This window comes from Streptomyces sp. NPDC014623 (assembly GCF_043088245.1).
In the GTDB taxonomy this organism is placed as follows: Bacteria; Actinomycetota; Actinomycetes; order Streptomycetales; family Streptomycetaceae; genus Streptomyces.
This window is the reverse complement of the sequence record NZ_JBIBZU010000013.1, coordinates 43,683-69,827: the sequence shown is the minus strand read 5'-3', so window position 1 is coordinate 69,827 and position 26,145 is coordinate 43,683. Positions and strand designations below refer to the sequence as shown.

At 70.6% G+C, this 26,145-nt stretch carries 26 protein-coding genes; 13 read left to right on the top strand and 13 right to left on the bottom strand.

Annotated elements, in window-relative coordinates; all coding sequences use genetic code 11:
* The first annotated feature begins 97 nt into the window (after positions 1-97).
* A complete protein-coding gene (locus tag ACF1FZ_RS21260) occupies positions 98-739 on the top strand; it encodes a PadR family transcriptional regulator (RefSeq protein ID WP_391774949.1) in 642 nt (213 codons plus the stop codon).
* An 88-nt stretch (positions 740-827) separates the two neighbouring features.
* Here ACF1FZ_RS21260 and ACF1FZ_RS21255 read toward each other — a convergent pair whose 3' ends face one another.
* The 3 genes from ACF1FZ_RS21255 to ACF1FZ_RS21245 all read right to left on the bottom strand — a co-directional run bounded on the left by ACF1FZ_RS21255 (position 828) and on the right by ACF1FZ_RS21245 (position 3,327).
* The gene (locus tag ACF1FZ_RS21255; RefSeq protein ID WP_391774948.1) at positions 828-2,252 is read right to left on the bottom strand and encodes a glutamate decarboxylase; all 1,425 of its coding nucleotides are present in this window, start codon (positions 2,250-2,252) and stop codon (positions 828-830) included.
* A gap of 11 nt (positions 2,253-2,263) precedes the next feature.
* A complete protein-coding gene (gene wrbA / locus ACF1FZ_RS21250) occupies positions 2,264-2,887 on the bottom strand; it encodes an NAD(P)H:quinone oxidoreductase (RefSeq protein WP_391774947.1) in 624 nt (207 codons plus the stop codon).
* Positions 2,888-2,961: 74 nt separating this feature from the next.
* Positions 2,962-3,327 (bottom strand): YbjQ family protein, encoded by a 366-nt coding sequence (locus ACF1FZ_RS21245; RefSeq protein WP_391774946.1) that lies wholly within the window; start codon positions 3,325-3,327, stop codon positions 2,962-2,964.
* 149 nt (positions 3,328-3,476) lie between these two features.
* On the opposite strand from ACF1FZ_RS21245, the gene ACF1FZ_RS21240 reads away from it, so the two are divergent.
* Positions 3,477-4,853 (top strand): DedA family protein, encoded by a 1,377-nt coding sequence (locus ACF1FZ_RS21240; protein ID WP_391774945.1) that lies wholly within the window; start codon positions 3,477-3,479, stop codon positions 4,851-4,853.
* 74 nt (positions 4,854-4,927) lie between these two features.
* Here the strand turns inward: ACF1FZ_RS21240 and ACF1FZ_RS21235 are convergent, their stop codons facing one another.
* Together ACF1FZ_RS21235 and ACF1FZ_RS21230 are read right to left on the bottom strand one after the other, a co-directional pair.
* Positions 4,928-6,643 (bottom strand): threonine/serine exporter ThrE family protein, encoded by a 1,716-nt coding sequence (locus ACF1FZ_RS21235; RefSeq protein ID WP_391774944.1) that lies wholly within the window; start codon positions 6,641-6,643, stop codon positions 4,928-4,930.
* A 201-nt stretch (positions 6,644-6,844) separates the two neighbouring features.
* Positions 6,845-7,339, bottom strand: a complete 495-nt coding sequence (locus ACF1FZ_RS21230) for an inorganic diphosphatase (protein ID WP_003968257.1) — start codon at positions 7,337-7,339, stop codon at positions 6,845-6,847.
* An 86-nt stretch (positions 7,340-7,425) separates the two neighbouring features.
* On the opposite strand from ACF1FZ_RS21230, the gene dacB reads away from it, so the two are divergent.
* The 7 genes from dacB (at position 7,426) to ACF1FZ_RS21195 (ending at position 15,583) form a co-directional block, all read left to right on the top strand.
* Positions 7,426-8,901 (top strand): D-alanyl-D-alanine carboxypeptidase/D-alanyl-D-alanine-endopeptidase, encoded by a 1,476-nt coding sequence (gene dacB / locus ACF1FZ_RS21225; RefSeq protein WP_391775108.1) that lies wholly within the window; start codon positions 7,426-7,428, stop codon positions 8,899-8,901.
* Positions 8,902-8,976: 75 nt separating this feature from the next.
* A complete protein-coding gene (locus ACF1FZ_RS21220; protein WP_391774943.1) occupies positions 8,977-10,122 on the top strand; it encodes a zinc-dependent metalloprotease in 1,146 nt (381 codons plus the stop codon).
* A 188-nt stretch (positions 10,123-10,310) separates the two neighbouring features.
* Positions 10,311-11,384: a tRNA lysidine(34) synthetase TilS gene (tilS, locus tag ACF1FZ_RS21215; protein WP_391774942.1), complete on the top strand. Its 1,074-nt coding sequence runs from the start codon at positions 10,311-10,313 to the stop codon at positions 11,382-11,384.
* Between the two features lie 99 nt (positions 11,385-11,483).
* Positions 11,484-12,023 (top strand): hypoxanthine phosphoribosyltransferase, encoded by a 540-nt coding sequence (gene hpt / locus ACF1FZ_RS21210; RefSeq protein WP_014155504.1) that lies wholly within the window; start codon positions 11,484-11,486, stop codon positions 12,021-12,023.
* Between the two features lie 209 nt (positions 12,024-12,232).
* Complete coding sequence (gene ftsH / locus ACF1FZ_RS21205) at positions 12,233-14,284, top strand: ATP-dependent zinc metalloprotease FtsH (protein ID WP_391774941.1); 2,052 nt, start codon at positions 12,233-12,235, stop codon at positions 14,282-14,284.
* Positions 14,285-14,467: 183 nt separating this feature from the next.
* On the top strand, positions 14,468-15,073 hold the full coding sequence (folE, locus tag ACF1FZ_RS21200) for a GTP cyclohydrolase I FolE (RefSeq protein WP_391774940.1): 606 nt from the start codon (positions 14,468-14,470) through the stop codon (positions 15,071-15,073).
* A gap of 132 nt (positions 15,074-15,205) precedes the next feature.
* Positions 15,206-15,583 (top strand): VOC family protein, encoded by a 378-nt coding sequence (locus ACF1FZ_RS21195; protein ID WP_391774939.1) that lies wholly within the window; start codon positions 15,206-15,208, stop codon positions 15,581-15,583.
* Positions 15,584-15,608: 25 nt separating this feature from the next.
* On the opposite strand, the gene ACF1FZ_RS21190 is transcribed toward ACF1FZ_RS21195, so the two are convergent.
* The 6 genes from ACF1FZ_RS21190 to ACF1FZ_RS21165 all read right to left on the bottom strand — a co-directional run bounded on the left by ACF1FZ_RS21190 (position 15,609) and on the right by ACF1FZ_RS21165 (position 20,234).
* Positions 15,609-16,094, bottom strand: a complete 486-nt coding sequence (locus tag ACF1FZ_RS21190) for a DUF3180 domain-containing protein (RefSeq protein ID WP_391774938.1) — start codon at positions 16,092-16,094, stop codon at positions 15,609-15,611.
* A gap of 68 nt (positions 16,095-16,162) precedes the next feature.
* Positions 16,163-16,774, bottom strand: coding sequence for a 2-amino-4-hydroxy-6-hydroxymethyldihydropteridine diphosphokinase (gene folK / locus ACF1FZ_RS21185; protein ID WP_391774937.1), 612 nt, complete (start codon positions 16,772-16,774; stop codon positions 16,163-16,165).
* Positions 16,771-17,130 carry a dihydroneopterin aldolase gene (folB, locus tag ACF1FZ_RS21180; protein WP_325749859.1) on the bottom strand — a complete coding sequence of 120 codons (360 nt, stop codon included), beginning with the start codon at positions 17,128-17,130 and terminating at the stop codon, positions 16,771-16,773. Before folB ends, folK begins: the two co-directional genes overlap by 4 nt.
* Positions 17,131-17,310: 180 nt before the next feature.
* The gene (locus tag ACF1FZ_RS21175; protein WP_391774936.1) at positions 17,311-17,793 is read right to left on the bottom strand and encodes a nuclear transport factor 2 family protein; all 483 of its coding nucleotides are present in this window, start codon (positions 17,791-17,793) and stop codon (positions 17,311-17,313) included.
* Positions 17,790-18,587: a dihydropteroate synthase gene (folP, locus tag ACF1FZ_RS21170; protein WP_391775107.1), complete on the bottom strand. Its 798-nt coding sequence runs from the start codon at positions 18,585-18,587 to the stop codon at positions 17,790-17,792. Before folP ends, ACF1FZ_RS21175 begins: the two co-directional genes overlap by 4 nt.
* 468 nt (positions 18,588-19,055) lie before the next feature.
* On the bottom strand, positions 19,056-20,234 hold the full coding sequence (locus ACF1FZ_RS21165; protein WP_391774935.1) for an ABC transporter ATP-binding protein: 1,179 nt from the start codon (positions 20,232-20,234) through the stop codon (positions 19,056-19,058).
* A gap of 135 nt (positions 20,235-20,369) precedes the next feature.
* Here ACF1FZ_RS21165 and ACF1FZ_RS21160 point away from each other — a divergent pair, with 135 nt between their 5' ends.
* The 4 genes from ACF1FZ_RS21160 to ACF1FZ_RS21145 all read left to right on the top strand — a co-directional run bounded on the left by ACF1FZ_RS21160 (position 20,370) and on the right by ACF1FZ_RS21145 (position 23,919).
* Positions 20,370-21,089, top strand: coding sequence for an ABC transporter permease (locus ACF1FZ_RS21160; protein ID WP_391774934.1), 720 nt, complete (start codon positions 20,370-20,372; stop codon positions 21,087-21,089).
* Between the two features lie 3 nt (positions 21,090-21,092).
* The gene (locus ACF1FZ_RS21155) at positions 21,093-21,767 is read left to right on the top strand and encodes an ABC transporter permease (RefSeq protein ID WP_391774933.1); all 675 of its coding nucleotides are present in this window, start codon (positions 21,093-21,095) and stop codon (positions 21,765-21,767) included.
* A 53-nt stretch (positions 21,768-21,820) separates the two neighbouring features.
* Entirely contained in the window at positions 21,821-22,801 is a 981-nt protein-coding gene (locus tag ACF1FZ_RS21150) for an ABC transporter substrate-binding protein (protein WP_391774932.1), read from the top strand.
* A gap of 104 nt (positions 22,802-22,905) precedes the next feature.
* On the top strand, positions 22,906-23,919 hold the full coding sequence (locus tag ACF1FZ_RS21145) for a hypothetical protein (protein ID WP_391774931.1): 1,014 nt from the start codon (positions 22,906-22,908) through the stop codon (positions 23,917-23,919).
* A 45-nt stretch (positions 23,920-23,964) separates the two neighbouring features.
* Here the strand turns inward: ACF1FZ_RS21145 and ACF1FZ_RS21140 are convergent, their stop codons facing one another.
* Complete coding sequence (locus tag ACF1FZ_RS21140) at positions 23,965-25,107, bottom strand: NADH-quinone oxidoreductase subunit D (RefSeq protein ID WP_391774930.1); 1,143 nt, start codon at positions 25,105-25,107, stop codon at positions 23,965-23,967.
* On the bottom strand, positions 25,104-26,105 hold the full coding sequence (locus ACF1FZ_RS21135; RefSeq protein WP_391774929.1) for an SAM-dependent methyltransferase: 1,002 nt from the start codon (positions 26,103-26,105) through the stop codon (positions 25,104-25,106). Before ACF1FZ_RS21135 ends, ACF1FZ_RS21140 begins: the two co-directional genes overlap by 4 nt.
* Between the last annotated feature and the right edge of the window lie 40 nt (positions 26,106-26,145).

Below are 26,145 nucleotides of genomic sequence, written 5' to 3'. Positions count from 1 at the left end.
CCCCCCTCTCCGGCGCGCGGATCGAGGACAGGACCCGGCCTGACGGGTCCGCAAGGGCGGGCTACCCTGGTCGAAGTCGACCACAAAGGGTGGTGGCATGTCGGCGATCCGTCTCCTCGTCCTGGGTGCCGTGCGTCAGCACGGCCGCGCGCACGGCTATCAGGTGCGCAACGACCTGGAGTACTGGGGCGCCCACGAGTGGTCCAGCGCCAAGCCCGGGTCGATCTACCACGCTCTGAAGCAGATGGCGAAACAGGGACTGCTCCTGGCCCATGAGACCGCGCCGTCCACGGCCGGCGGACCGCCCCGCACCGAGTACGAGATCACCGAGCGCGGCACCGGGGAGTTCTTCACCCTGCTCCGGGCCTCGCTGACCTCGTACGACCAGAGCGTGGACGTGCTCTCGGCCGGTATCGGCTTCATCGTCGACCTGGAGAGGGCCGAGGCGGTGGCGCTCCTGAGGGAGCGCGTCGCCGCCATCGAGGGCTGGCGGGCCTCGGTCACGGAGTACTGGACGCCGTCGGACGGCCCGGAGTCGATCGGGCACATCGGCGAGATCATGAACATGTGGGTGCACTCGGCTGATGCGGGCGCCGAGTGGACCCGTGGCCTGATCGCACGGATCGAAGCGGGGGCCTACACCTTCGCGGGAGAGGGCGAACCCTTCGTCGGGGTGCTCGCCGAGGGGCAGGGGAACCCGTTCGCCACCGGTGCTCCCGATCCGGGCGGCTCCGACTAGCCGGAACCGCTGCCGTACTGCTCGCGGTGCTCCGGCCGGTGGCGCGGACCGCGGTCCTCTTCCCCCGGCCGTACGGAGGCCGGGGCCGTCAGTGGTGGAAAGCCGTCCGCGCCCCCCGGCCCCGGTGCAACGGATGTGCCTGGGCGCGCAGTTCGGGCAGGAGCCGGCGCAGGTCGTCCATCAGCAGTTCCGCGAGGTCCGAGGAGAAGCCGTTGCGGCAGACGACGCGCAGCACCGAGAGGTCCTGGCGGTTGGCGGGGAAGGTGTACGCGGGCACCAGCCAGCCGCGCTCCCGGAGCCGTCTCGACACGTCGAAGACGTCGTACGCCTCCACCTCGGGATTCGTCGTCACCGCGAACACCGGAAGTTCGTCGCCCCGGGTGAGGAGCCTGAAGTCGTCCAGGGTCTCGAACTCCACGGCGAGCCGTCGCGCGATGTCCCGGGACGCCTGCTGAACGGCCCGGTAACCCTCCCGGCCCAGCCGCAGGAACGTGTAGTACTGCGCGACCACCTGTGCGCCGGGCCGGGAGAAGTTCAGCGCGAAGGTCGGCATGTCGCCGCCCAGGTAGTTGACCCGGAAGACCAGCTCCTCCGGCAGTTCGGCCGGTGAACGCCACAGTGCCCAGCCCACGCCCGGGTAGACCAGGCCGTACTTGTGCCCGGAGGTGTTGATCGAGGAGACCCTCGGGAGCCGGAAGTCCCACACCAGGTCCTCGTCGAGGAACGGGGCGACCATCGCCCCGGACGCCCCGTCCACGTGGACCGGGATGTCGAGGCCGGTGCGCTCCTGGAGGTCGTCCAGCGCGGCGCAGAGGTCGGTGATCGGCTCGTAGGAACCGTCGAAGGTGGAGCCGAGGATCCCGACCACACCGATCGTGTTCTCGTCGCACAGCTCGGCGGCCGCCTGCGGATCCAGACGGAAGCGCTCGCCCTCCATCGGGACCTGGCGTGGCTCCACCTCCCAGAAGGTGCAGAACTTCTCCCAGCAGACCTGCACATTGACGCCCATCACCAGATTGGGACGGGCGGCCGCGGGATACCGGTCGGCGTTCCTGGTGGACCAGCGGCGCTTCAGCGCCATCCCCGCCAGCATGCAGGCCTCGCTGGAGCCCGTGGTCGAACAGCCCACCGCGGTCGCCGGATCAGGGGCGTTCCACAGATCGGCGAGCATCGCCACACAGCGCCGCTCCAGTTCGGCGGTGCGCGGGTACTCGTCCTTGTCGATCATGTTCTTGTCCCGGCACTCACCCATCAGCACACCGGCCTGGGGTTCCATCCAGGTGGTGACGAAGGTCGCGAGATTGAGCCGGGAGTTCCCGTCGAGCATCAGCTCGTCGTGGACGAGCCGGTAGGCGGTCGACGGGGGCAGCGGGCCGTCGGGGAGGCGGTGCACCGGCGGCGCCGCGGCCATCGGAGCGGTCGGATCGGCTTCCCCGAAGAACGGGTTGAGGGCGAGTCTGCGGTGCTCGTCGGACGGCAGGGCCCTGCCGTGGGGCCCCTGGTGGAGCGGCATGGGCGATCTCCTCAGTTCCCGGCCGCGAGTCCGGCCTTCAGGGCCCGGGTGAATTTCACGACGCGTTCGGCCTGGACCCGCGCGGCGGTCAGGGTCTGCTCGGCGACCGGGACGTCGCCCTGGCCCGAGACGTGGGAGGTGCCGTACGGATTGCCGTCGACGAACTTCGAGGGGTGTGTGTATCCGGGAGGGACCAGGATGCCGCCGAAGTGGTAGATCGTGTTGTACAGCGCCAGCAGGGTGGACTCCTGACCGCCGTGGGTGGTGCTGCTGGCGGTGAAGCCGCTGTAGACCTTGTCGGCGAGCTGCCCCGCCTGCCAGAGGCCTCCCAGCGTGTCGAGGAACTGCTTCAGCTGGGCGGTGACATTGCCGTACCGGGTGGGCGTGCCGAAGAGCACCGCGTCCGCCCAGACCATGTCGTCCGGCGAGACCTCGGGGACACCGGCGGTCGCCTTCGCGTGCTCGGCCCAGGCCGGATTGGAGTCGATGGCCGCCTGTGGGGCGAGTTCGGCAACCTTGCGCAGGCGTACCTGCGCGCCGGCGTTCCCGGCGTCCTCCGCCATGGCCCTGGCGATCGTGGAGATGGTGCCGGTGGAGGAGTAGTAGATGACGGCGACGTTGACGGGCACGGACATGCGGGAGCCTCCGGGGGTGGGGTTCGTGGAGTGGGAGCCGGGGAGCCGGGGAGCCGGGGAGCTGGGAGTGCTGTTCAGGCCCTGTTGATCACGGCCGCCGTGCCGTAGGCACAGACCTCGGTGCCCACGTCCGCCGCCTCGCTCACGTCGAAGCGCATCATCAGCACCGCGTTCGCACCGCGTGCCCTGGCCTGGTCGACGAGCCGTTCCATCGCCTGGTTGCGGGTCTCGACGAGCGTTTTGGTCAGACCTTTCAGCTCGCCGCCGATCATCGACTTCAGGCCGGCGCCGATCTGGCTGCCGAGGTGCCGGGAACGAACCGTGAGCCCGAAGACCTCGCCGATGATCTGCGTCACCTGGTGGCCGGGTACGTCATTCGTGGTGACGACCAGGACGTCCGCCTGGGGTGTCTGTCCGCCGCCGTAGTCCTCAATGCCCATGGTGTGGCACCTCCTGCGGAAAGCTTTGTCCCGCTTCGTCCCGCGCGCATCCTTGCTTACGCCAGTGGAACCCAGGCGTCCGTCCCGGCGTTGATAACTTGGGGCGGCCACGCAGCCGCGCACACCGACCAACCCTGGAGCCCGGACCCTTGAATACGCTTGCGCTCGGCCCGAGCTGGCTGGACCCGGATTATCTGCTCAACACCTTCGGGCTTCCCGGCCTTCTGCTCATCGTGTTCGCCGAGTCCGGACTGGCGATCGGTTTCTTCCTGCCGGGCGACTCCCTGCTGTTCACCACCGGCCTTCTGGTGACCACGGGCGACCTGAAGTACCCGCTGTGGCTGGTCTGCGTCCTGGTGGCCCTGGCGGCGATCATCGGCGACCAGGTCGGCTACCTCTTCGGCCGCAAGGTGGGCCCTGCCCTCTTCAAGCGCCCGGACTCCCGTCTCTTCAAGCAGGAGAACGTGGAGAAGGCCCACGACTTCTTCGAGAAGTACGGCCCGAAGTCGCTGGTCCTGGCACGCTTCGTGCCCATCGTCCGGACCTTCACCCCGATCATCGCCGGTGTGAGCCGGATGAACTACCGCTCGTTCATCACGTTCAACATCATCGGCGGCATTCTCTGGGGCGTCGGGGTGACGGTGCTCGGCGCGGCCCTCGGCAAGATCGACTTCGTGCACGAGAACATCGAGATGATCCTCATCCTGATCGTGCTGATCTCGGTGCTGCCGATCGTGTTCGAGTTCCTGCGGGCCCGCAGCAAGTCGAAGAAGGAAGGCGTCGCGCAGCAGGGCGGCGACCAGGGCCGGCCGGACGGCCCCCACAGTGGAGCGGGGACCGACAGCCGGACGCCGGCCGCCTACGCGTACACCGGGGAGCAGGCTGCCCCGTATGCGAGCGGCCAGGCGGCCCCGTACGACAACGGCCAGGGCGGCCGGTACGGCGAGCAGGGCGGCCGGTACGGCGGCGGTCAGGGCGGCCAGTACGGCGGTGGTCAGGGCAATCAGTACGGTGCACCCCAGGACGGCCGGTACGGCAACGGCCAGGGCGGCCGGTACGACGGTCAGGGCGGCCATCAGTACGACGGAGGCCAGGCGGACCGGTACGGCTCCCCTCAGGGGCAGTACGGCGGTCAGGGCGGCCAGTACGGCGGGGGCCAGTACGCACCCTCCCAGGACGGCCCGTACGGCGCTCCCCAGGACGGCCGGTACGCGGCGCCGCCCCCGGGCGGCCAGTACGGCGCCCCTCAGGGCGGTCAGTACGGCGGCGCGAACCAGGGCGGCCAGTACAGCGGTCAGTACGGCGGCGCGAACCAGGGCGGCCAGTACGGCGGTCAGTACGGCGCGGGAGGCCAGTACGGCGGCGCGGACCAGGGCGGCCGGTACGGCGGTCAGTACGGCGCCGAGGATCAGAACAGCCGGTACGGCGACGCGGGCCGCAGCGGCCAGTACGGCGGCGGCCAGGCGGCCCCGCACCCCGGCCAGGAGGACGACCCGGGGCAGTACGGGTGGCAGGACAGGCGCTGACTCCTTCCCGCGCACCCGACGAGCGGCGCCCCGGTCCCTGTCAGGGACCGGGGCGCCGCTCGTCGCGGGAGCTGTCAGAAGCCGCGGGTCCGCTTCGCCGCCCGGCGGGACGCGCCCCCGACCGCGCCCGGCACCCGCATGAACAGGCGGGAGATCTCGCTTCCCAGGTTGACCCCGATGGCGATCGCCAGCGCCGTGGCGACAGCCGTGAAGAGCGAGGTGAGCCCCGTGTCCACCTCGTTCTGCGCGACGCCCAGCAGGCCGAAGTAGGTCGCCGAACCGGGCAGCAGAGGCCCGATCGCAGCAGTGATGTAGGGCAGCGACGAGGTGTAGCGGTACCGCGAGAACAGCTGGCCGAACAGCCCCACCAGCCCGGCCGCCACCGCCGTCGCCGCCACCGGCGAGAAGCCGCCCTCACGGGCCATCGCCCCGTAGATGACCCAGGCCACGCCCCCGTTGAGGGTCACGGCGAGCACCGTCGAACGCTCCTGCTGGAGCAGGATCGCGAAGGCCAGCGTGAGGGCCATCGAGGCCAGGATCTGGAGCACCGGCCTGTCGTTGGGCACGAACCGCGCTTCCGGGTTGAGCTCGGCCCCGAGCTGGACCCCCAGGTAGAGCATCAGCAGCACGCCCGCCACGATGCCGATGAAGAAGTACATCACCTCCAGGAGCCGGGCCCCCGCGGTGATGTAGTAACCGGTCAGACCGTCCTGCACACCGGCGACGAGGGCCCGCCCGGGCAGCAGCGCGAACAGCCCACCGGTGATGACCGCGGAGGGCCGCACATCCGTCGAATGGGTGAGGGTCAGCGCGATGCCCATGGCCGCCGGGGGCATGGCCGCGGCCATGAACTGGTAGAACTCGGGCAGTCCGCGCCCGGCGCAGAGCCAGGCCAGCCGGTCGCCGAGCATCGCGCCCGCCGCCGCCACGAGGAACACCAGCACACCACCGCCGACCAGCACCGATGCCGAACCGGCGAGCAGACCGGCGGCGGCCGTCAGGACCCATCCCGGGTACGGGTGACGGTTACGGCGGATCTCGGCCAGGCGCCGGTAGGCCTCCTCCAGCGAGACCTCGACGTGTTCCGTCGTGGTGATGTCGTCGATCAGCCGGAACACTGCTGCCAGCCGTGTGTAGTCGGTGCCGCGGCGGCGTACGGTGCGGCTGGCCGTCACGGGGTCGTCGACCAGCGACGGCTGGTACGAGATGGACAGCAGGGTGAAGGTCACCGTCGGCTCGGAGCGGTCGAGTCCGTACGAGCGTGTCACCGCGAACATGGCCGCCTCGACGTCCTCGGCGCCCTCACCGCCCGCGAGCAGCAGCTCCCCGATACGCAGGGTCAGGTCGAGCACGCGCGGTACCGCGGGGCCCGAGTCGTCGGTCCTCTGTACGCTCTCGGGCGCCGGGCGCTCGGTCACCGGCATCCGCAGCATGGTGCGCATCCGGTCCTGCCAGGGGGCTTCCTTGGTCAGCCGGACCATCGGGATGCCGTGGGCGGGAGTGAACGCGGGCGGCTGGTGCTGGACGCTGTATCCGCTCGGCGGGACGAAGGCGGACGTGAGGGTGTCGGACCCCGGGCCGCCGCTTCCCGGCCCGGAGGCGGAAACCGGGCCGGACCCGGACGACGCCGACGGATCGGTGTGCAGACCGGCCGGAAGGGCGAATTCCGATGTCGGATGGTCGTCCTCGGACGGAATCGTCGGCTGCTCCACCCCGGGCGGTGGGACGAAGGCGCTGCGCGCCTCGTCGGACTGGGGCTTCTGGTCCTCGGGACCGCCCTGTTCCGCCACCGCTCGACCTCGTTCCTGCTCGACCGCTCGTTCCGGGAGCGCTTCTGCCCAGTATGGGCACGGGCATGGGCCGCCACACGCAACGGGCGGCGCACCGGTGAAGGTGCGCCGCCCGTTGTCCGTACGGTCAGCTGGGCCGGTGGGCCCCATGTGCCGCGATCCGAGCCGTCCCGCCGTCAGGCGGAAGCCGGAGGAGCGACGTCAGTGTGCGCCGCCCTGCGCCTCGAGACGCTTGTAGGAAGCCTCGATCTCGGCCTCGGCCTCGGCGCGGCCGACCCAGTCGGCGCCCTCGACGGACTTGCCCGGCTCCAGGTCCTTGTAGACCTCGAAGAAGTGCTGGATCTCCAGGCGGTCGAACTCCGACACGTGGTGGATGTCGCGCAGGTGCTCCACCCGGGGGTCGGACGCCGGGACGCACAGCAGCTTGTCGTCGCCGCCGGCCTCGTCGGTCATCCGGAACATGCCGATGGCGCGGCACTTGATGAGACAGCCGGGGAAGGTCGGCTCGTCCAGGATGACCAGCGCGTCCAGCGGGTCGCCGTCCTCGCCGAGGGTGTTCTCCACGAAGCCGTAGTCGGCCGGGTAGCTGGTCGAGGTGAAGAGTCGACGGTCAAGGCGGATCCGACCGGTCTCGTGGTCCACCTCGTACTTGTTCCGCGAACCCTTCGGGATCTCGATGGTGACGTCGAACTCCACGGGTGGCTCCTCCATGATCAACACATACGACTGGTGGTTAAGTGTCCCTCACGCAGATGAGTGCTCGCGAAAGGGGCTGGTCAACTGTGGCCGAGCCGGTGGACAGACCGACGGACGAACCGCTGACCGGGTGGGGCAGACGGAACACCCCGAGGTACCTGAAGCGCGGGAGCGGACCGCACGACCTCCGGCTCGCCGCAGGCTCCGCGCTGCTCGGTCTGGTGGTCGCCGCCGGTGCCGTCCTGGCCGCAGGTCCCTGGGACTCCGGTCAGCGTAAGGCCGAGCGGGACCGAGCAGTCGCCCAGCAGCACGCAGGTGGCGCACATCACGAAGGGACCGGGCCCGAACCCGCCCCCAGCGCGCCCGCCGTCCTGAGCGCCGTCGGCGCCACGGCCGGCCTCACGGCCCCGGCGGGCGCGAGCGGCCTGGAGGCCGCGCTCACGCCCCTGCTGGACGTGCCCGCCCTCGGCTCCGTACGCGCCGCCGTGGTCGTCGACACGGCCACCGGCGAGCAGTTGTACGCGCGTGGCGCGGCGACCCCCATGACCCCCGCGTCCACGGTGAAGATCGCCACGACCGCGGCCGCCCTCTCCGCTCTGGGCCCCGCCCACCGCATCGCGACGACGGTCACGCTCTCCCCGGACTCCCGGACGCTCACCCTCGTCGGCGGCGGCGACCCCACCCTGGACAAGGCTGCCCTGCGGGCCCTGGCCGCCGACACCGCGCGCTCCCTGCGCGACGGAGGCACCGGGCCCGTGCGGCTGACGTACGACACCTCGCGCTACTCCGGTCCGGCCCTCCACCCCATCGGCCCCAACGAGAACATCGCGCCCGTCAGCGCGCTCATGGTCGGCGAGGGCCGCCTCGACAAGAGCGTCCGGGGCCCGGCGCCCCGTACCGACGACCCCGCCGGTGACGCCGCGCGCACCTTCGCGGACCTCCTCGGCGACGCCGGTGTCACCACCTCTTCCGCTCCCAGGTCCGGGCGGGCCGCGGCCGGGTCCCGGACGGTGGCGACGCACCTGTCGAAGCCGCTCTCCGCCCTGGTCGAACGTGCCCTGACCAACAGCGACAACGACATCGCCGAGGCCCTGGTCCGGCAGACCGCGCTGAAAGCCGGGGAGCCGGCCTCCTTCGCCGGGAGCCGGCGTGCCGTCACCGCCCGGCTGAAGGCACTCGGACTGCCGGTGGCCGGGGCCCGGCTCGCGGACGGCAGCGGACTCGACCGCGCGGACAAGGTGACGGCAGGGCTCCTGGCCCGGCTGCTCGCGCTCGCCGCCGGACCGGACCACCCGGAGCTCCGCCCGGTCCTCACCGGCCTCCCGGTCGCCGGATTCAGCGGCACGCTCGACGACCGCTACACCGCGACCTCCCCGGCGACCGGGCTGGTCAGGGCCAAGACGGGCACCCTCACCGGGGTGAACAGCCTCGCCGGTACCGCGGTCGACCCCCACGGCCGGCTGCTCGCCTTCGCCTTCCTGGCCTCGGGCACCACGTCACCGGGGGAGGCGGAGGCCGCGCTGGACACCCTGGCGACCGCGCTCACCGGGGGCGCCCGGTGAGCCGCGCCCGCCGAGGGCACCCGGTGAGCGGCTGACACCCCACCACGGAGCGACCGCCTCACGTACGGTTGACGCATGACGAGCATCGGTGGTGCCGAGATGGTCGACTGGAATCTCGCGGTCGCGACCGCGACCCGGTTCGTGCGGCCGGGTCCCGAGATCAGCCGTGAGGAGGCCCGCGCAGTCGTCGCGGAACTCCGCCGGCATGCCAAGGCCTCGGAGGAGCACGTCCGCTCGTTCACCCGGATGATCCCGGACGGGCACGAACCCGAGGACACCCCGGTCCTGGTGGTCGACCGGGCCGGCTGGATCAGGGCCAACGTCGCCGGTTTCCGTGAGCTGCTGCGTCCGCTGCTCGGAAAGATGCGGGACCGCCGCGGCGGCGGACCGGGCAACGCCGTGCTCGGCGCGGTCGGCGGCAAGGTCACCGGCGTCGAGCTGGGCATGCTGCTGTCGTTCCTGTCCTCCCGGGTCCTCGGGCAGTACGAGACCTTCGCGCCCGCCACCCGGGAGTTCCCCGCGTCCTCGAAGGGGGGCGGCAGGCTGCTGCTGGTCGCCCCCAACATCGTCCATGTGGAGCGCGAACTCGAGGTCGACCCGCACGACTTCAGGCTCTGGGTCGCCCTCCACGAGGAGACGCACCGCACCCAGTTCACCGGAGTCCCCTGGCTTCGCGACCATCTGCAGGGCGAAATCCAGTCGTTCCTCGACGAGACCGACGTCGACCCGATGACCGTGCTCGAACGCCTCCGTGAGGCCGCACAGGCCTTCTCGGGAGGCAGCCGCCCCGAGGGTGAACGGGGAGAGGAGGGCGACGACCGCGGGCGGAGCCTCGTCGAGATCGTCCAGACGCCCTCCCAGCGCGAGATCCTGGGCCGTCTCACCGCCGTGATGTCCCTGCTCGAAGGGCACGCAGACTTCGTGATGGACGGGGTGGGCCCCGATGTGGTGCCCTCCGTCGCCGAGATCCGGGAGAAGTTCCAGCAGCGCAGGGCACGTGGCGCGAGCCGGCTGGACCTGGCGCTGCGCAAGCTCCTGGGACTCGACGCCAAGCTGCAGCAGTACCGCGACGGCGAGAAGTTCGTCCGGGCCGTGGTGGACGAGGTCGGCATGGACGGCTTCAACCGGGTGTGGACCTCCCCCAACACCCTTCCGACCAAGGCCGAGATCGCCGCTCCGGCGGACTGGGTGGCGCGGGTGCACCGTAAGGCGGATTCGTGATGCCGGCCGGTCCGGCGGCAGGAGATTGCCTCTCCAATCACCCATCCGAGGGACCATGAGGGCATGGGAAGGCGTGCAATGCTCGATGGACAGCTTGTCTCTGTCACCATCGACGCACTCTGAGTGACGGGACTTCGTCCCGCGCGCTCCGAGGCACCCCCCAAAACTTCACCCGAAGGGCACCGGACATGGGTCCCCATCCTGCGGTCGCGGCGATACGCCTGGCGGTCCGCCGCGTACTCCACGACGTCGTCACCGAACACAACCGTCACACCGAACAGGCCGGACACGCCGAGTTCGCCGAAGCCGGGGCGGGCGGGCGGCGCTCCGCGCTCCCCGAGCGGCCGGACACCCCGCTGGTGCTCGTCGCGTGCTCCGGGGGCGCCGACTCCATGGCTCTCGCCTCCGCCCTCGCCTTCGAGTCGCGCAAGCTCCCCGTCCGCGCCGGCGGCATCACCGTCGACCACAATCTCCAGCCCGGCTCCGGACCCCGCGCCGACGAGGTCGTGGCCCGTCTCGCCGAGATGAGCCTCGACCCGGTCGAGGCCGTCACCGTGCACGTGGGCCGCGACGGCGGGCCCGAAGCCGCCGCCCGCGACGCCCGCTACGCCGCCCTGGACGCCGCTGCGGAGCGCCACGGCGCCGCCGCCGTCCTCCTCGGCCACACCCGCGACGACCAGGCCGAGACCGTCCTGCTGGGCCTCGCCCGGGGCTCGGGCATCCGCTCGCTGTCCGGGATGGCCGCCGCATCCGGTCCGGCCGGACGCTACCGCCGCCCCTTCCTCCAGCTCGACCGGCAGACCGCCCGCAAGGCCTGCCTGGTCCAGTCGATCCCCGTCTGGGACGACCCCCACAACATCGACCCCGCCTACACCCGCTCCCGGCTGCGCCACGAAGGTCTGCCCGCCCTGGAGAAGGCGCTGGGCAAGGGAGTCGTGGAAGCCCTCGCCCGGACGGCGCAGCTCTCCCGTGACGACGCCGACGCCCTCGACACCTGGGCCGCCGAGGCCGCCCGCTCGGTCCGCGACGACGCCGGGCGGCTGGAGTGCGGCAAGCTTTCCGTCCTCCCTCCCGCCGTACGCCGACGGGTGCTGCGCCGGGCCGTGATCGACGCCGGTTCCCCCGCGGGTTCGCTCTTCGCCCGCCACATCGAGGAAATCGACCGGCTCATCACCGGCTGGCGGGGCCAGGGCGCCATCAACCTGCCCGGCCGCGTCGAGGTGCGGCGGCAGGGTGGCAGACTGGTGATTCGGCAGAGCTGAAGCGCAAGCGGCTGAAGTGCAGGCGAAACGCCGGCCCGGCCCGGGGAACAGTCCGGGTCCGGCAGGGCAGGGAAAGAGACGCGGGTGAACGAGAAGGACATGGGCACCGACCTCCAGTCGGTGCTCCTCACCAAGGAAGAGATCGACGCGAAGCTCGTCGAGCTGGCAGCGAAGATCGACGCGGAGTACGCGGGCAAGGACCTGCTCATCGTCGGCGTGCTCAAGGGCGCGGTGATGGTCATGGCGGACCTGGCCCGCGCGCTGTCCACCCCCGTCACCATGGACTGGATGGCCGTGTCGTCGTACGGCGCCGGCACCCAGTCCTCGGGCGTCGTCCGGATCCTCAAGGACCTCGACACCGACATCAAGGGCAAGCACGTCCTGATCGTCGAGGACATCATCGACTCCGGTCTCACGCTCTCCTGGCTGCTGACCAACCTCGGCTCGCGCGAACCCGCGAGCCTGGAGGTCTGCACGCTGCTCCGCAAGCCCGATGCCGCGAAGGTCGCGATCGACGTGAAGTGGGTCGGCTTCGACATCCCCAACGAGTTCGTCGTCGGCTACGGACTGGACTACGCGGAGAAGTACCGCAACCTCCCCTTCGTCGGCACGCTCGCCCCGCACGTCTACGGCGGCTGAGGCCGCCGCCCGGACGATCCGGCCGAACCCGGCCGGGCTTCCCGGGAACCCTCGTGGCTTTCGGGCCGTTGGAGCCTTCGGAGACGGGTTTGCCAGACCTCCCCTGCGGTCACGGGTGACAATGCTGGGGTACCGTCCGAAGAACAGTCTTTTCTCACAGCAGCATTTACCTACGGGCAGGAGGGACGGGGCGACTTCGCTCCGTATGGATGGACGTGAAGCGATACTTCCGTGGGCCGGTCATGTGGATCGTGCTGGCCGTCCTCGCCGTGGTCGTGTTGATGCAGGTCGTCGGCTCGTCCGGCGGCTACAAGACGGTGGACACCGGCAAGGTGGTCCAGGCGATCAGCAAGAACCAGGTGGAGCAGGCCAAGCTGACCACCGGTGACGAACAAATCCTGAAGATCGAACTGAAGGACAAGGAAAAGCTCCAGGGCGAGTCCGGGAGCAAGTTCCAGGCGAGCTACATCGGCAACCAGGGTGTCGAGCTCGCCGACACGCTGCAGAAGAAGTTCGAGAGCGGTGACATCGAGAAGGGTTACACCGTCTCGCCGTCGAAGCAGTCCCCGTTCGTCTCGATCCTTCTTTCTCTGCTGCCCTTCGTCCTGATCGTGGTCGTCTTCCTGTTTCTGATGAATCAGATGCAGGGCGGCGGTTCCAAGGTCATGCAGTTCGGCAAGTCCAAGGCGAAGCTGATCACCAAGGACACGCCGAAGACGACGTTCGCCGATGTGGCGGGGTCGGACGAGGCCGTCGAGGAACTGCACGAGATCAAGGAATTCCTCCAGGAGCCGGCGAAGTTCCAGGCCGTCGGCGCCAAGATCCCCAAGGGCGTCCTGCTGTACGGACCGCCCGGTACGGGTAAGACGCTGCTCGCTCGCGCCGTCGCCGGCGAGGCGGGCGTCCCGTTCTACTCGATCTCCGGTTCCGACTTCGTCGAGATGTTCGTCGGTGTCGGTGCCTCCCGTGTCCGTGATCTCTTCGAGCAGGCCAAGGCGAACGCTCCGGCGATCGTCTTCGTCGACGAGATCGACGCCGTCGGACGGCACCGCGGCGCCGGCATGGGCGGCGGTCACGACGAGCGCGAGCAGACGCTCAACCAGCTGCTCGTCGAGATGGACGGCTTCGACGTGAAGGGCGGCGTCATCCTGATCGCCGCCACGAACCGGCCGGACATCCTGGACCCGGCGCTGCTGCGCCCGGGACGCTTCGACCGGCAGATCGCCGTCGACCGGCCGGACATGCAGGGCCGCCTCGAGATCCTCAAGGTGCACCAGAAGGGCAAGCCGGTCGCGGAGGACGTCGACCTCAACGCGGTCGCCCGTCGTACGCCCGGTTTCACCGGTGCCGACCTGTCGAACGTGCTGAACGAGGCTGCGCTCCTGACGGCGCGCAGCAACAAGAAGCTGATCGACAACCACATGCTCGACGAGGCCATCGACCGCGTCGTGGCGGGTCCGCAGAAGCGGACCCGGATCATGTCCGAGAAGGAGAAGAAGATCACCGCGTACCACGAGGGCGGACACGCCCTGGTCGCGGCGGCCTCCCCCCAGTCGGACCCGGTCCACAAGATCACGATCCTCTCCCGTGGACGTGCCCTCGGTTACACGATGGTGCTCCCGGAGGAGGACAAGTACTCCACGACGCGTAACGAGATGCTCGACCAGCTGGCGTACATGCTGGGCGGGCGCGCGGCCGAGGAGCTGGTCTTCCACGACCCGACGACCGGTGCTGCGAACGACATCGAGAAGGCCACCGCCACGGCACGCGCGATGGTCACGCAGTACGGCATGACCGAGCGTCTCGGTGCGATCAAGTTCGGCGGGGACAACACCGAGCCGTTCGTGGGCCGGGAGATGGGCCACCAGCGCGACTACTCGGAAGAGGTCGCGGCGCTCGTCGACGAAGAGGTCAAGAAGCTCATCGAGACCGCGCACAACGACGCGTGGGAAATCCTCGTCGAGAACCGTGACATCCTCGACGCCCTGGTCCTCGAGCTGCTCGAGAAGGAGACGCTCGGCAAGGAGCAGATCGCCGAGATCTTCGCCCCGATCGTGAAGCGCCCGGCCCGCCCGGCGTGGACCGGTTCCGCCCGGCGTACCCCGTCGACGCGTCCGCCCGTGCTCTCTCCCAAGGAGCTGGCCCTCACCAACGGCTCTGCCAATGGTTCGGGCACTCCGGAGATCGCTCCGACGGACATCACGTCGAAGAACACCGGTTCCTCCACGGAGGCGCTCCCCGAGGACCGCCCCGAGAGCTGACCCCTGCCCGACCAGGTGTGTCCCCCGTCACGAGGGCTCCACCAGGCCCGGAATGGATGCCGCGCCCCCCAGGTTCTAGCCTGTGGGGGCGCGGCTTTTTCGTATGCCTGCGCTGTGCCTGCCGTAATTCCGTGAGGTCCGGGCGGGTCCGCGCATGTGACTGCACAGAGGAACGAGGCACAGATGACCGACCCGGTGACGCTCGACGGGCAGGGCTCGATCGGCGTATTCGATGAGAAGCGGGCCGAGTCCGCCGTACGGGAACTCCTCATCGCTGTCGGGGAGGACCCTGACCGTGAGGGGCTGCGCGAGACCCCGGGCCGGGTGGCACGTGCCTACAAGGAGATATTCGCGGGACTCCACCAGGAGCCCGAGGACGTCCTCACGACGACGTTCGACCTCGGCCACGACGAGATGGTGCTGGTCAAGGACATCGAGGTCTTCAGCACCTGTGAGCATCACCTGGTGCCGTTCCGCGGGGTCGCGCACGTCGGCTACATCCCGGCGACGAGCGGCAAGATCACGGGTCTGTCGAAACTGGCACGGCTGGTCGACGTCTACGCCCGGCGGCCGCAGGTCCAGGAGCGGCTCACCACCCAGATCGCCGACTCGCTGATGGCGATCCTGGAGCCGCGCGGGGTCATCGTCGTCATCGAGTGCGAGCACATGTGCATGTCGATGCGGGGCATCCGCAAGCCCGGAGCCAAGACGATCACGTCCGCGGTCCGCGGTCAGCTGCGCGATCCGGCGACACGGGCCGAGGCGATGAGCCTCATCATGGCGCGTTAAAAGGGCCGTGGACGGTGCCTGAAGTCCGGGAGGGGCGGGGCCGGCGCGGCAGCGATACGTTCTCGTGCAGCGGGGGAGCCGACCGCGGGGAAGCGGCCCTGGGGCCGCTTCCCCCAGGAGAGGAGCCTTCCGGTGTCGTTCACCCATGTGCTCGCGGTGGCGCCCGTGACGGCCATCGAGCCGGCGGTGGAGTGGTACGAGCGGCCCCTCGGCCGCCCGGCGGACGCGAGACCCATGGACGGGCTGGCCGACTGGCACATCTCCCCGTACGCCTGGCTCCAGGTCTACGAGTCGCCCGAGCAGACGGGCGGGACGCTGGTGAATCTGGTGGTCGACGATCTGGACCGGGCGCTCCTCGACCTCGCGGACCGTGGGATCACGGCCGGGGAGCCTCGGCCCGGTTCGCAGGGGGTGCGGTTCGCCTCCGTGCACGACCCCGACGGCAACCGGATCACCCTGATCGAGAATCCGGTGGCAGCCGGCCGGGGAGCGGACCCCGGCGCTCGTTGATCCGGCCCGGTCCGGACGAAGGGTCTCAGGCGGCCTGAGCCGCGTTCCTCTCGTCGTCCCCGTCTTCCGGGAGCTTGCAGACCCGCTCGAGGAAGACGGCCGCGGCGACGACCGCGATGCCGGCCAGGACGGCGAAGCCCGCGTAGATTGCCTGGTCCCGGCGGGGCGGGACATCCAGGGAGCCGAGCAGGAAGACCCCGGTGCCGCCGTACATCCCCGCGACCAGCGAGGCGACGAGCGCGCTCGCCTGGCCGAAGACGACGGCGCGCGCCGCCATCATCGGATCCACCCCCTTCGCCCCGGGGCGCCGCTCCCGCTGTGCGCGCAGCCGCGCGCGGATCGACAGGGCCGTGGCCAGCAGGACGACGGCGATCACAGCCAGCACGACGGGCGCCGCGAGCGGCACACTCGGCAGTGTCCCCAGGGAGTCCCAGAGGCGTGCCCCACCCCAGGACAGGACGCCGGCTCCGGCGAAGAGTCCGGCCAGGAGGCCGAGCCGTAGTTGCTTCACCGAGAGTGCCGCCCTTCGTCACCGTTGCCCGTCGTCCGCCCGCGGGCGCTCGTCCTTGAGCCTAACGACTACTCGGGGAGACGGAGTTCCAGGTCGAGCCGGGGAAGCACTCCCTCGCGGCCGACACCTTCCAGCAGACCGGCGACAGGGCCGACGCCGGGCAGCTGGGCCTCCCCGTCCACGTCGTGCCAGGGGGCGAGGACGAAAGCGCGCTCACGGGCGCGCGGGTGCGGGAGGGTCAGCAGGGGATCGTCGGAGACCACATCGGCGTACGACACGATGTCGACGTCGATGGTGCGCGGACCCCAGCGCTCCTCACGGACCCGGTCGAAGGCGTCCTCGATGGCCTGGCCGCGCTCCAGCAGGGACGAGGGGGGCAGGGTCGTCTTCACGACGATCACCGCGTTGAAGTACGACGGCTGGGAGCCGGGGTCGACGCCCCAGGGCTCCGTCTCGTAGACCGGGGAGACCGCTTTGACCCGGAGGCCGGGGGTGTCCTCCAACGCGTCGACGGCGCCCTGGAGTGTCTCCAGCCGGTTGCCGAGGTTGGAGCCGAGGGAGATCACGGCCAGTTCGGGGTTGGAGAGGGTGACGTCCGCCGCGTCGACCTGCTCGACCACGGCGGCGGGCACCGGCTGTACGGTCGGGTCGCTCTGCCCGTCGGTGGAAAACGCAGTCATGCTCGGCTCCGGGTGATGGTGATGGTCACGTCGTCGAAGGGGACGGTGATCGGGGCGTCCGGTTTGTGGACGACCACCTCGACCTCCTCGACCCCTTCGTGCTTGAGGCATTGCTGCGCGATGCGCTCCGCGAGGGTCTCGATCAGATCGACCGGCTCACCTTTGACGACGTCGACGACCTCCTCGGCGACCACACCGTAGTGAACGGTCTTGGTGAGGTCGTCGGCGGCTGCCGCGGGGCGGGTGTCGAGGCCGAGCACCAGGTCCACGATGAAGGTCTGGCCCTCTTCGCGTTCCTTGGGGAAGACGCCATGGTGCCCACGGGCCTTGAGGCCGCGCAGCGCGACACGGTCCACGCGAATCACTCCTGCTGTTCGTCGTCTCTGGAGACACCTGGCCGCGTGCGGGCGGTGAGGTGCCGTTTTTCGAATCTACCCGCGAACACCGACAGAGCCCGTCCGCAGGGGCGCCGGTCCGGCACAGGGCTGGTAGCCGCGTATACCCCGTGGCCAGGTGGTTCAACCCCCGCCGCCCGCTCAGGCGGCCGGTTCGTCGTCCTCTTCCTCACCGGTTTCGGTCAGTACGGGAGAGCCGTGGTGGGACCAGAGCTTCCAGCCCTCCGGTGTGCGCCGGAACACGTTCGTGGCGACGACGAGCTGGCCGACGAGCGGCCCGAGGGCGTTGCCCTCCTCCGCGGGGCCGCCGCTGAGGATGTTCTCGGTGCAGGTCACCAGTGCGGTGTCGCCGGTCATGGAGACCCCGACATCGGTCAGGAAGAACTGGATGTACTCGGTGTTCGCCATGATCAGCGCGTAGCTCCGCAGCACCTCACCACGACCCGTGAGAACCGGCCAGCCGGGGTGGACGCAGGAGACGGTGAGGTCCTCGCCGGGCAGCCACAGGCCGGAGAGCCCGTCGAGATCGCCGCGTTCCATCGCCTCGTAGAAGGCGGTGTTGGCCTGCTCGACCGCCGCGATGTCGGCGGCGGCTTCCTCGTGCTCGTCACGCGCGGCGCTCACGCGGCTCCCTCGACGGCGCGGGCCACCCGGACCGCGTCCGCCGTGGGCCGCACCGTGTGCACCCGGACCGCCCAGGCGCCCGCGGCTGCGGAGAGGGCGGAGACCGCGGCGGTCGCGGCGTCCCGTTCACGGGCGGGCGGCGGAACCGCGTCCCCGTCCGCCAGGACGTGACCGAGGAACCGCTTGCGGGAGGCGGCGACCAGCAGGGGCCTGCCCAGATCGTGCAGCCGGTCGAGGCGCGCGACGAGTGCGAGGTCCTGGGCGGCGTTCTTGGCGAATCCGAGCCCCGGGTCGATCACCAGCTTCCCGGGGTCCACCCCGCCCTCGATCACGGCCTCCATGCGCTCCCGGAGCTCCGCGACGACTTCGCCGACGACATCCCCGTACACCGCTCGGCTGTTCATCGAATCGCTGTGACCACGCCAGTGCATGACCACGAACGGCACGTCGGCCGCGGCGACGACCGGGATCATGTCCGGGTCGGCGAGGCCGCCGCTCACGTCGTTGACCAGGACGGCTCCGGCGGCGACGGACTGCTCGGCGACGCCGGCCCGCATGGTGTCCACGGAGACGGTGACGCCCTCGGAGGCCAGCCCTCGCACGACGGGAACGACCCGCCGCAGTTCCTCGTCCTCGTCCACCCTGCTCGCACCCGGGCGGGTCGACTCACCGCCGACGTCGATCAGATCCGCGCCTTCGGCCACCAGGTCGAGACCGTGCTTGATCGCTGCCGTGGTGTCGAACCAGCGGCCTCCGTCGGAGAAGGAGTCGGGTGTCACGTTGACGACCCCCATGACCGCGCAGCGGTCCCACTCCGGCAGGCCGCGCACCGTGCCCCGTCCTCGCAACGTACTCATGCGACCAGCCTAGGGCCTCCCGGCGGGATCGGGCCGGGCCGCGTGTCCTGCCCCCCGGCACCGTGCCTCGCGGTGTTGCTGTCACTCGCCATGGCTCCTTCCTCACACGGTGCGATGCGACGCACGGCACCGGGCCCCGCTCCCCGGCCCGGACGGAAGGCCTCAGGCCCGGGCGGGTACCGGGCGAACCGTGCACGTGCGGTGATCACCGCGGAATCCGTCGCAGGCGGCACGGCACGGCCCCGGGAGGTCCTTGGCATGAGCCCGCCTCCCCGTGCCGCTGCCGGGGATCCGCTCGCGCCGTGTTCGCCCGGACGGACGGCGGGCGGCTCCCCGCGCGCCCCGGCCGACGGGCGGGGGGACCCCACCGGCCGTGCGCACCCCTCCGCCGGCGGGGAGGAGCCCTCAGGAGGAGCCGGCGACGCCTGCCACGCTCTCCACGGCTACCTCGGCGCGCGGCACATCCTGTGCGTCCGCGTCGATCGAGCGCCGCAGGGCCTCGTGGAGGCGGGCCGGGGTGAGCACGCCCAGGAAGCGGCCGGTGCCCTCCTCGTCGATGACGGCGATCCAGCCCGCGTCGTGCTGCAGCATCGTGGCGAAGGCCTGCTTGAGCGGAGCGCCGAGCGGAAGCCACGCGTCCATGCGCCGGGCATGCTCACGGACCGTGCCCCCGGCCGTCGCTCCGTCGGCGGCCGGGATCCAGCCGTGCAGATTGTCCTGACCGTCCAGGACGACCGCCCAGCGTGCGCCTCCGGCCCGCAGCCGCTCGGTCGCCTGCGCCAGCGGATCGTCGAGATGGACGATCGGCGGCTGCTCCAGGTCGCTCTTCTCGACGGGCGTGACCGAAAGCCGTTTCAGGCCGCGGTCGGCCCCGACGAAACCGGCGACGTACGGCGTGGCCGGGGCCCCGAGCACCGTGGCAGGGGTGTCGAACTGCTCGATGCGGCCGTGCCCGTACACCGCGATCCGGTCGCCGAGGCGGACGGCTTCCTCGATGTCATGGGTGACGAACAACACGGTCTTGCGGACCTGGGCCTGCAGTTTCAGGAATTCGTTCTGCAGCCTTTCCCGTACCACCGGATCGACCGCCCCGAAAGGCTCGTCCATCAGCAGGACCGGCGGGTCGGCGGCAAGGGCCCGGGCCACACCGACCCGTTGGCGCTGACCGCCGGAAAGCTGCTCGGGATAGCGGCCGCCATAAACGGAAGGATCGAGTCCGACGAGATCGAGCAGTTCAGCGGCGCGATTCCTGCCCTTTTCCCGTCCCCAGCCGAGGAGATGGGGAACGGTCGCCGTGTTCTCCAGGACCGTTTTGTGCGGGAAGAGGCCGACCTGCTGGATCACATAGCCGATACGACGGCGGAGCTGGACGGGATCGATGGTGGATATGTCGTCCCCGTCGAGGAGTATCCGGCCCTCGGTCGGTTCGATCAGACGGTTCACCATTTTCATGGTGGTCGTCTTGCCGCAGCCGGAAGGCCCGACGAGCGTGACCAGCTCACCCTCGGCGACCTCGAAGGAAAGGCCGTCGACGGCGGTGGTGCCGTCCGCGTACCGCTTGGTGACGTGCTCGAAACGGATCATGACTCCCCATTGTGACGCGGGTGCTGTGAAGGCCATGTTGCCGGAATGCGACACCCTCGGCACTTGTCGGTGGTCGAGGATAGGGTCGACCGGGACCGGGGCGGCACCGAGAGGCGAACAGGAGGCGGGGGGCGGATGGCCGAGCAGAACTGCCTGGTGGCGAACGACTGGATCTGCGGAGAGTATCTGCGTTCCCGCGGCCATGAGTTGGCCGAAGCGACCGTGCAGCACGTCTGGATCACGGCGGCTTCCGTGCTGATAGGGCTCGCGGTGGCATTTCCGCTCGCGCTGCTCGCGCGCCGGGGCCGGCATTTCGCGGGCCCGGTGCTGGGCCTGACCACGGTCCTCTACACCGTGCCGTCACTGGCGATGTTCTCGCTGCTGCTGCCGCTCTTCGGGCTGTCCGCGGCGCTCGTCGTCACCGGCCTGGTGCTCTATTCGCTGACCATTCTCGTGCGCAACATCCTGGCCGGTCTCGAAGCCGTCCCGCAGGAGGCCAGGGAAGCGGCGAAGGGCATGGGGTACGGGCCCGTCCGGCTTCTCTGGGAGGTCGAACTCCCCCTTTCCCTCCCGGCCCTGATGGCCGGACTGCGGATCGCCACGGTGTCGACGGTGGCGCTGACCACGGTCGGCTCCCTCGTGGGCAAGGGCGGCCTCGGCAATCTCATCGAGGACGCGCTGCCCAGCTTCTTCAAGGCCCAGGTGCTCACCGCGTCCGTGCTCTGCGTGCTGCTCGCGGTGGCCGCGGATCTCCTGCTGCTCGGCGTGCAACGCCTGCTCACGCCCTGGACCCGGATACGGACGCCCGCCGAAGCGTCCGCCGGAGCGGGCATCGCGAAGACGGAGGCGGTCTGACCCATGGGAGTCATCGGGGAGGCGTGGGCCTGGCTCACCACCGGCGCCAACTGGTCGGGAGACGGCGGAGCGGCGCACCGTCTGACCGAGCACCTGTACGTCAGCGGGATCGCCCTCGCGGCGGCCTGCCTCATCGCCCTGCCGGTGGCCCTGTATCTCGGTCACGTGGGCAAGGGGGGCGCTCTCGCCGTCAACCTCTCCAACGTGGGCCGGGCGGTCCCGGTGTTCGCGGTCCTGGCGCTCTTCATGATGACGCCCCTGCGTAACTCCGGTTATCTGCCCACGGTCATCGCGCTGGTGCTGTTCGCCGTGCCTCCGCTGCTGACCAACGCCTACATCGGGATGAAGGAGGTGGACCGGTCGGTGCTGGAGGCCGCGCGGGGCATGGGCATGTCCGGCGTGCAGCTCTTCCTGCGGGTCGAGTTCCCCCTCGCCTATCCGATGATCATGACCGGTCTCCGGTCCGCCGCCGTCCAGGTGATCGCCACCGCCTCGATCGCGGCGATGGTCGGCCTCGGCGGCCTGGGCCGGATCATCACCGCCGGATTCAACACCTACGACACCGCGCAGGTCTTCGCGGGCGCCGTGCTGGTCGCCCTCCTGGCCCTGGTGGTGGAGGGCGCCCTCGTGGTGCTGGACCGGCTGCTGTCGCCCCTGCGCCACCGCCGGACGGCATGAACACGCGGACCTCCCGGACCGTGCACACCCTTTTTCTCGGACGGAGAACGAACATGAGCAGGACTTCGCGCATGGCCGGAGCGTTGATCGGAGCGGTCGCGCTGGCAGGCTCGCTCGCCGCGTGCGGCGGTGACAGCCTGGAGCAGGGGAAGGGCGGCCCGGACAAGGGGTCCGGTGCCGGTTCCGGGAAGGGCTCGCTCGTCGTGGGTGCCGCCGGCTTCACCGAGTCCAAGGTGCTCGCCGAGCTGTACGCCCAGGTCCTGGACGACGCCGGTTACGACGCCTCGGTCACCACGGTGAAGAACCGCGAACTGTACGAGCCCTCGCTGGAGAAGGGCGAGATCGACGTCGTCCCGGAATACGCCGCGACGCTCGCGGAATTCCTCAACGCCAAGGTGAACGGGGCGAAGGCGGCGGAGAAGAAGCCGGTCGCCTCGAGCGATGTGACCGCCACCGTCGCCGCTCTGGAGGAGCTCGCCGCCCCGCTCGGACTGAAGGTCCTTCCGGCGGGCGAGGCGGTCGACCAGAACGCCTTCGCGGTGTCGAAGGAATTCGCCGGGAAGAACAGCCTCAAGACGCTTTCCGACCTCGGCAGCTCGAAGATCAAGGTGAAGATCGCGGCGGGTGACGAGTGCGAGGTGCGCCCGTTCTGCGCGCCCGGACTGAAGAAGACGTACGGCATCGACGTCATCGGGATCGACCCCAAGGGCGTCGGCACACCGCAGTCCAAGCAGGCGGTCAAGGACGGCAAGGACCAACTGGTCCTCACGACCACCACGGACGCGGTGCTCGACGCCTACGGGCTGGTCCTCCTGGAGGACGACAAGAAGCTGCAGAACGCGGACAACGTCCTTCCGGTACTCAACGCCAAGGATGCGGGCGCGCCGGAGATCGCCGAAGCGCTCGGGAAGCTCACCGGCGTACTGACCACGGAGGACCTCGCGGAACTCAACCGCAAGGTCGATGCGGAGCGCGCCAAGCCCGCGGACGCGGCCGGGGACTATCTCCGGTCGAAGGGACTGGTCCGGAAGTGAAAAGGCGTATATGAGCGCCATGTGAGAGGCCGCCAGGTAACCGGCGGGGAACAGATTGCCGGGCGGCCTCCCAAGTGACTCGTATGCACGGTAAATTTCGGGCCATGCCACGAGGACGCCACCGCCATTCGCCACCCCTCCACAGAATCCTGCCTCCCGCCGTGGTGGCCGGAGTGCCGGTCGCCTGTGCCGCCGGAGCATGGCTCCTCACGGAACCTCTGGCTCTGCGTGCCCTGGTCGCCGTGACAGCGGCTGCGGCGGTCACCGGTGCCTGCCTGATGCGCGGCTGGGACCGGGCCGCGGGGCTGCGTGTCGCGGAGCTGACCCGTGCCCGGGCCAGCGACGAGTGGAAGACCGAGGAGCGCATAGCCGAACTGGAGGCGGACCTCGAGGAATCACGGGAACTGCGTACCCGGCTGGAGACCAAGCTGCGCCGCAAGCGTGTGGAGCTGGCCGGGCTGCGGGGCGAACACGCCGCACTCCTGCGCCGGTACGCCAACGCGGAGACGGAGCGGGCCAGTGCGCTGGAGGGCCGCAGGCAACTCGCCATCGAGGTGTCCGGACCACGGGAGCTCCTGCCCGCGCGGTCCACGCCGACGCCCGGCGCGTATCTGCTCGCCGCGCAGGCCCTGCAGAACCTGTCCCGCAACGCCGCACTCCAGGAGGCGCGCCGCACGGCCGAACCGGCCCGGCCGCGCGGTCTCGCCGAGCGGGACGCGGAGGGCGACGGACGACAGGGGAAGCACACGGCGGCTGCCGGAGCGGGCGACCTCCAGCACCGCCGCCCCCGGACCGCCCTCTCCGCACCGCAGTTGTCGCCCGCGGCCGTGCCGCCCCGCGCCGTACCCGCGGCGTCCGCCGTCGTCCCGTACGCCGCGGCACGCCGTCACCTCGTCCCGCAGGGCAGCTTCGACTTCTTCGGCACGCAGAAGGCGGACGACGCGATCGAGTCCGTGCAGAACGAGGACCTCGCGGACGTGGTGGGCGAGGAGGCACTGGCGGTGCACCGTACGGGCGCGGCCGGGAACCGCGCCGTCGGCAAGGTCATCGACCTGACGGCCCACGACGAGACCGAGCAGCTGGACGTCGTCGATCTGCGCAGCGCGGTCTCCTCGTAGCGGGACCCCCGGGACCCCCGGGCCGTCCGCAGACGGCGGGCCGGGCTACTTGTCGATGTCCCCGACGACGAAGAACAGCGAGCCCAGGATCGCCACCATGTCGGCGACGAGCGTGCCGGGCAGCAGCTCGGTGAGTGCCTGGATGTTGTTGAACGAGGCGGAGCGCAGTTTCAGCCGGTACGGGGTCTTCTCGCCCGTGGACACCAGGTAGTAGCCGTTGATCCCCAGCGGGTTCTCGGTCCACGCGTAGGTGTGGCCCTCCGGCGCCTTCAGCACCTTGGGAAGCCGCTGGTTGACGGGCCCGGGCGGCAGGTCGGCCATCCGGTCCAGGCACGCGTCGGCGAGGTCCAGCGCGTTGTGCGTCTGCTCCAGGAGGCATTCGAAACGGGCCAGGCAGTCGCCCTCGGTCCGGGTGACGACCCTGAGCGTGTCCCGCAGTTCGCCGTACGCGAGATACGGCTCGTCGCGCCGCAGGTCGAAGTCGGCCCCGGAGGCCCTGGCGATCGGACCGGACACCCCGTACGCGTGCACGGCCTCGGGGGACAGCACGCCGACCCCTCGGGTGCGGCCCCGGAAGATCTCGTTGCCGAGGACCAGCCGGTCGTACACGTCCATCCGTGAGCGCACGGACGCCACGGCGTCCCTGGCCCGGCCGAGCCAGCCCGCGGGCAGGTCCTCCTTGAGGCCGCCGACCCGGTTGAACATGTAGTGCATCCGGCCGCCGGAGACCTCCTCCATCGCGGCCTGGAGCTCCTCACGCTCCCGGAACGCATGGAACATCGGGGTGATCCCGCCGAGTTCGAGGGGGTAGGAGCCGAGGAACATCAGATGGTTGAGGACCCGGTTCAGCTCCGCCAGCAGCGTCCTCGTCCAGACGGCACGCTCCGGGACCTCCATGCCGAGCATCCGCTCGACGGCCATGACGACGCCGAGCTCGTTGGAGAAGGCCGACAGCCAGTCGTGGCGGTTGGCGAGCATGATGATCTGCCGGTAGTCCCGGGCTTCGAAGAGCTTCTCGGCGCCTCGGTGCATGTAGCCGATGACGGGCTCGGCCTGCTGGATCCGCTCGCCGTCCAGGACGAGCCGCAGCCGGAGCACACCGTGGGTGGAGGGGTGCTGGGGACCGATGTTCAGCACCATGTCGGTGCTCTCCGCCGCGCCGCCGATGCCGATCGTCGTCTCCGTCATGCCGGACAGTATCCCTCTTCGCGGTCGGGGACCCGCTGCCTCAGCCAGCCGAAGTCGCCCAGCCCGCCCCGCGCTGTCAGCTCGGCCGCCTCCCCGGCCGAGGCGAGCGCCCGCACATAACCGGCGGGATCGGCCGACGCCTGTGCCAGCGGCGGGCGTTCACCGCTGATGCCCAGTTCCCGCAGCGCCGTCCGCTGGTCCAGGAGTTCCGCCGGGCCGTCCGCCGCCGCCGCGCAGGCGTCCAGCGCCACGTGTGAGGTCAGATCACAGCTCCCGTCGGGCACGGGAGGTACCTCGCGGCCTTCCCGGAACCCCGTGAGCGTCCCGAACGGCGGTCTCGACGCCCGTACGTGCGCGTAGTCCACGGCGACCGCGGTCCCGCCGGACAGCGAGGCGACGGCCCGGGCCCAGGCCTCGTCCCGGGGCCGGCCGATCTCCGCACGGTCGCCGGGCCGGGACAGCGGCCACCAGCGGTTCAGCCACCGGGCGTCGGCCCCGGTCACCGGACCGCCGAGCCGCTCGGCGCCGTCGGCCCCGCGTACGAGGACATAGCGGGGCACCCCGTCGGCGTCGGCCTCCGCGATGTCGGCCGGGACGTTGTCCAGCCATTCGTTGGCGAACAGCAGCCCCCGCACACCCTGTGGGAGCCGTGCGCACCACTCGACGGCCGGGTCCAGGCCCGGCGGGCGCGGGGCGACCTCCACGGCGTACGCCCGGACGCTGAGGCCGGGGGCCACGCTCCCGTCCCGCAGCGCCGCCAGCACCCCGGTCAGCAGCTCGCCGCGGCCCGCTCCCACATCCACCAGGCCGACCGAATCCGTCCCCAGCTCCCGTGCCGTGGCGGCCAGCAGCCGGGCGACGGCGGTGGCGAACAAGGGGGAGGCGTGCACCGAGGTGCGGAAATGACCTGCGGGCCCCTCCGGGCGCCGGTAGAACCCCCCTTCCCCGTACAAAGCGGTCTCTGCGGCTTCCCGCCAGCGGCACCAGTCATACGTCACGTAGGCAAGTCTCCACCTTGGGGAGTACGGTCCCTGGACC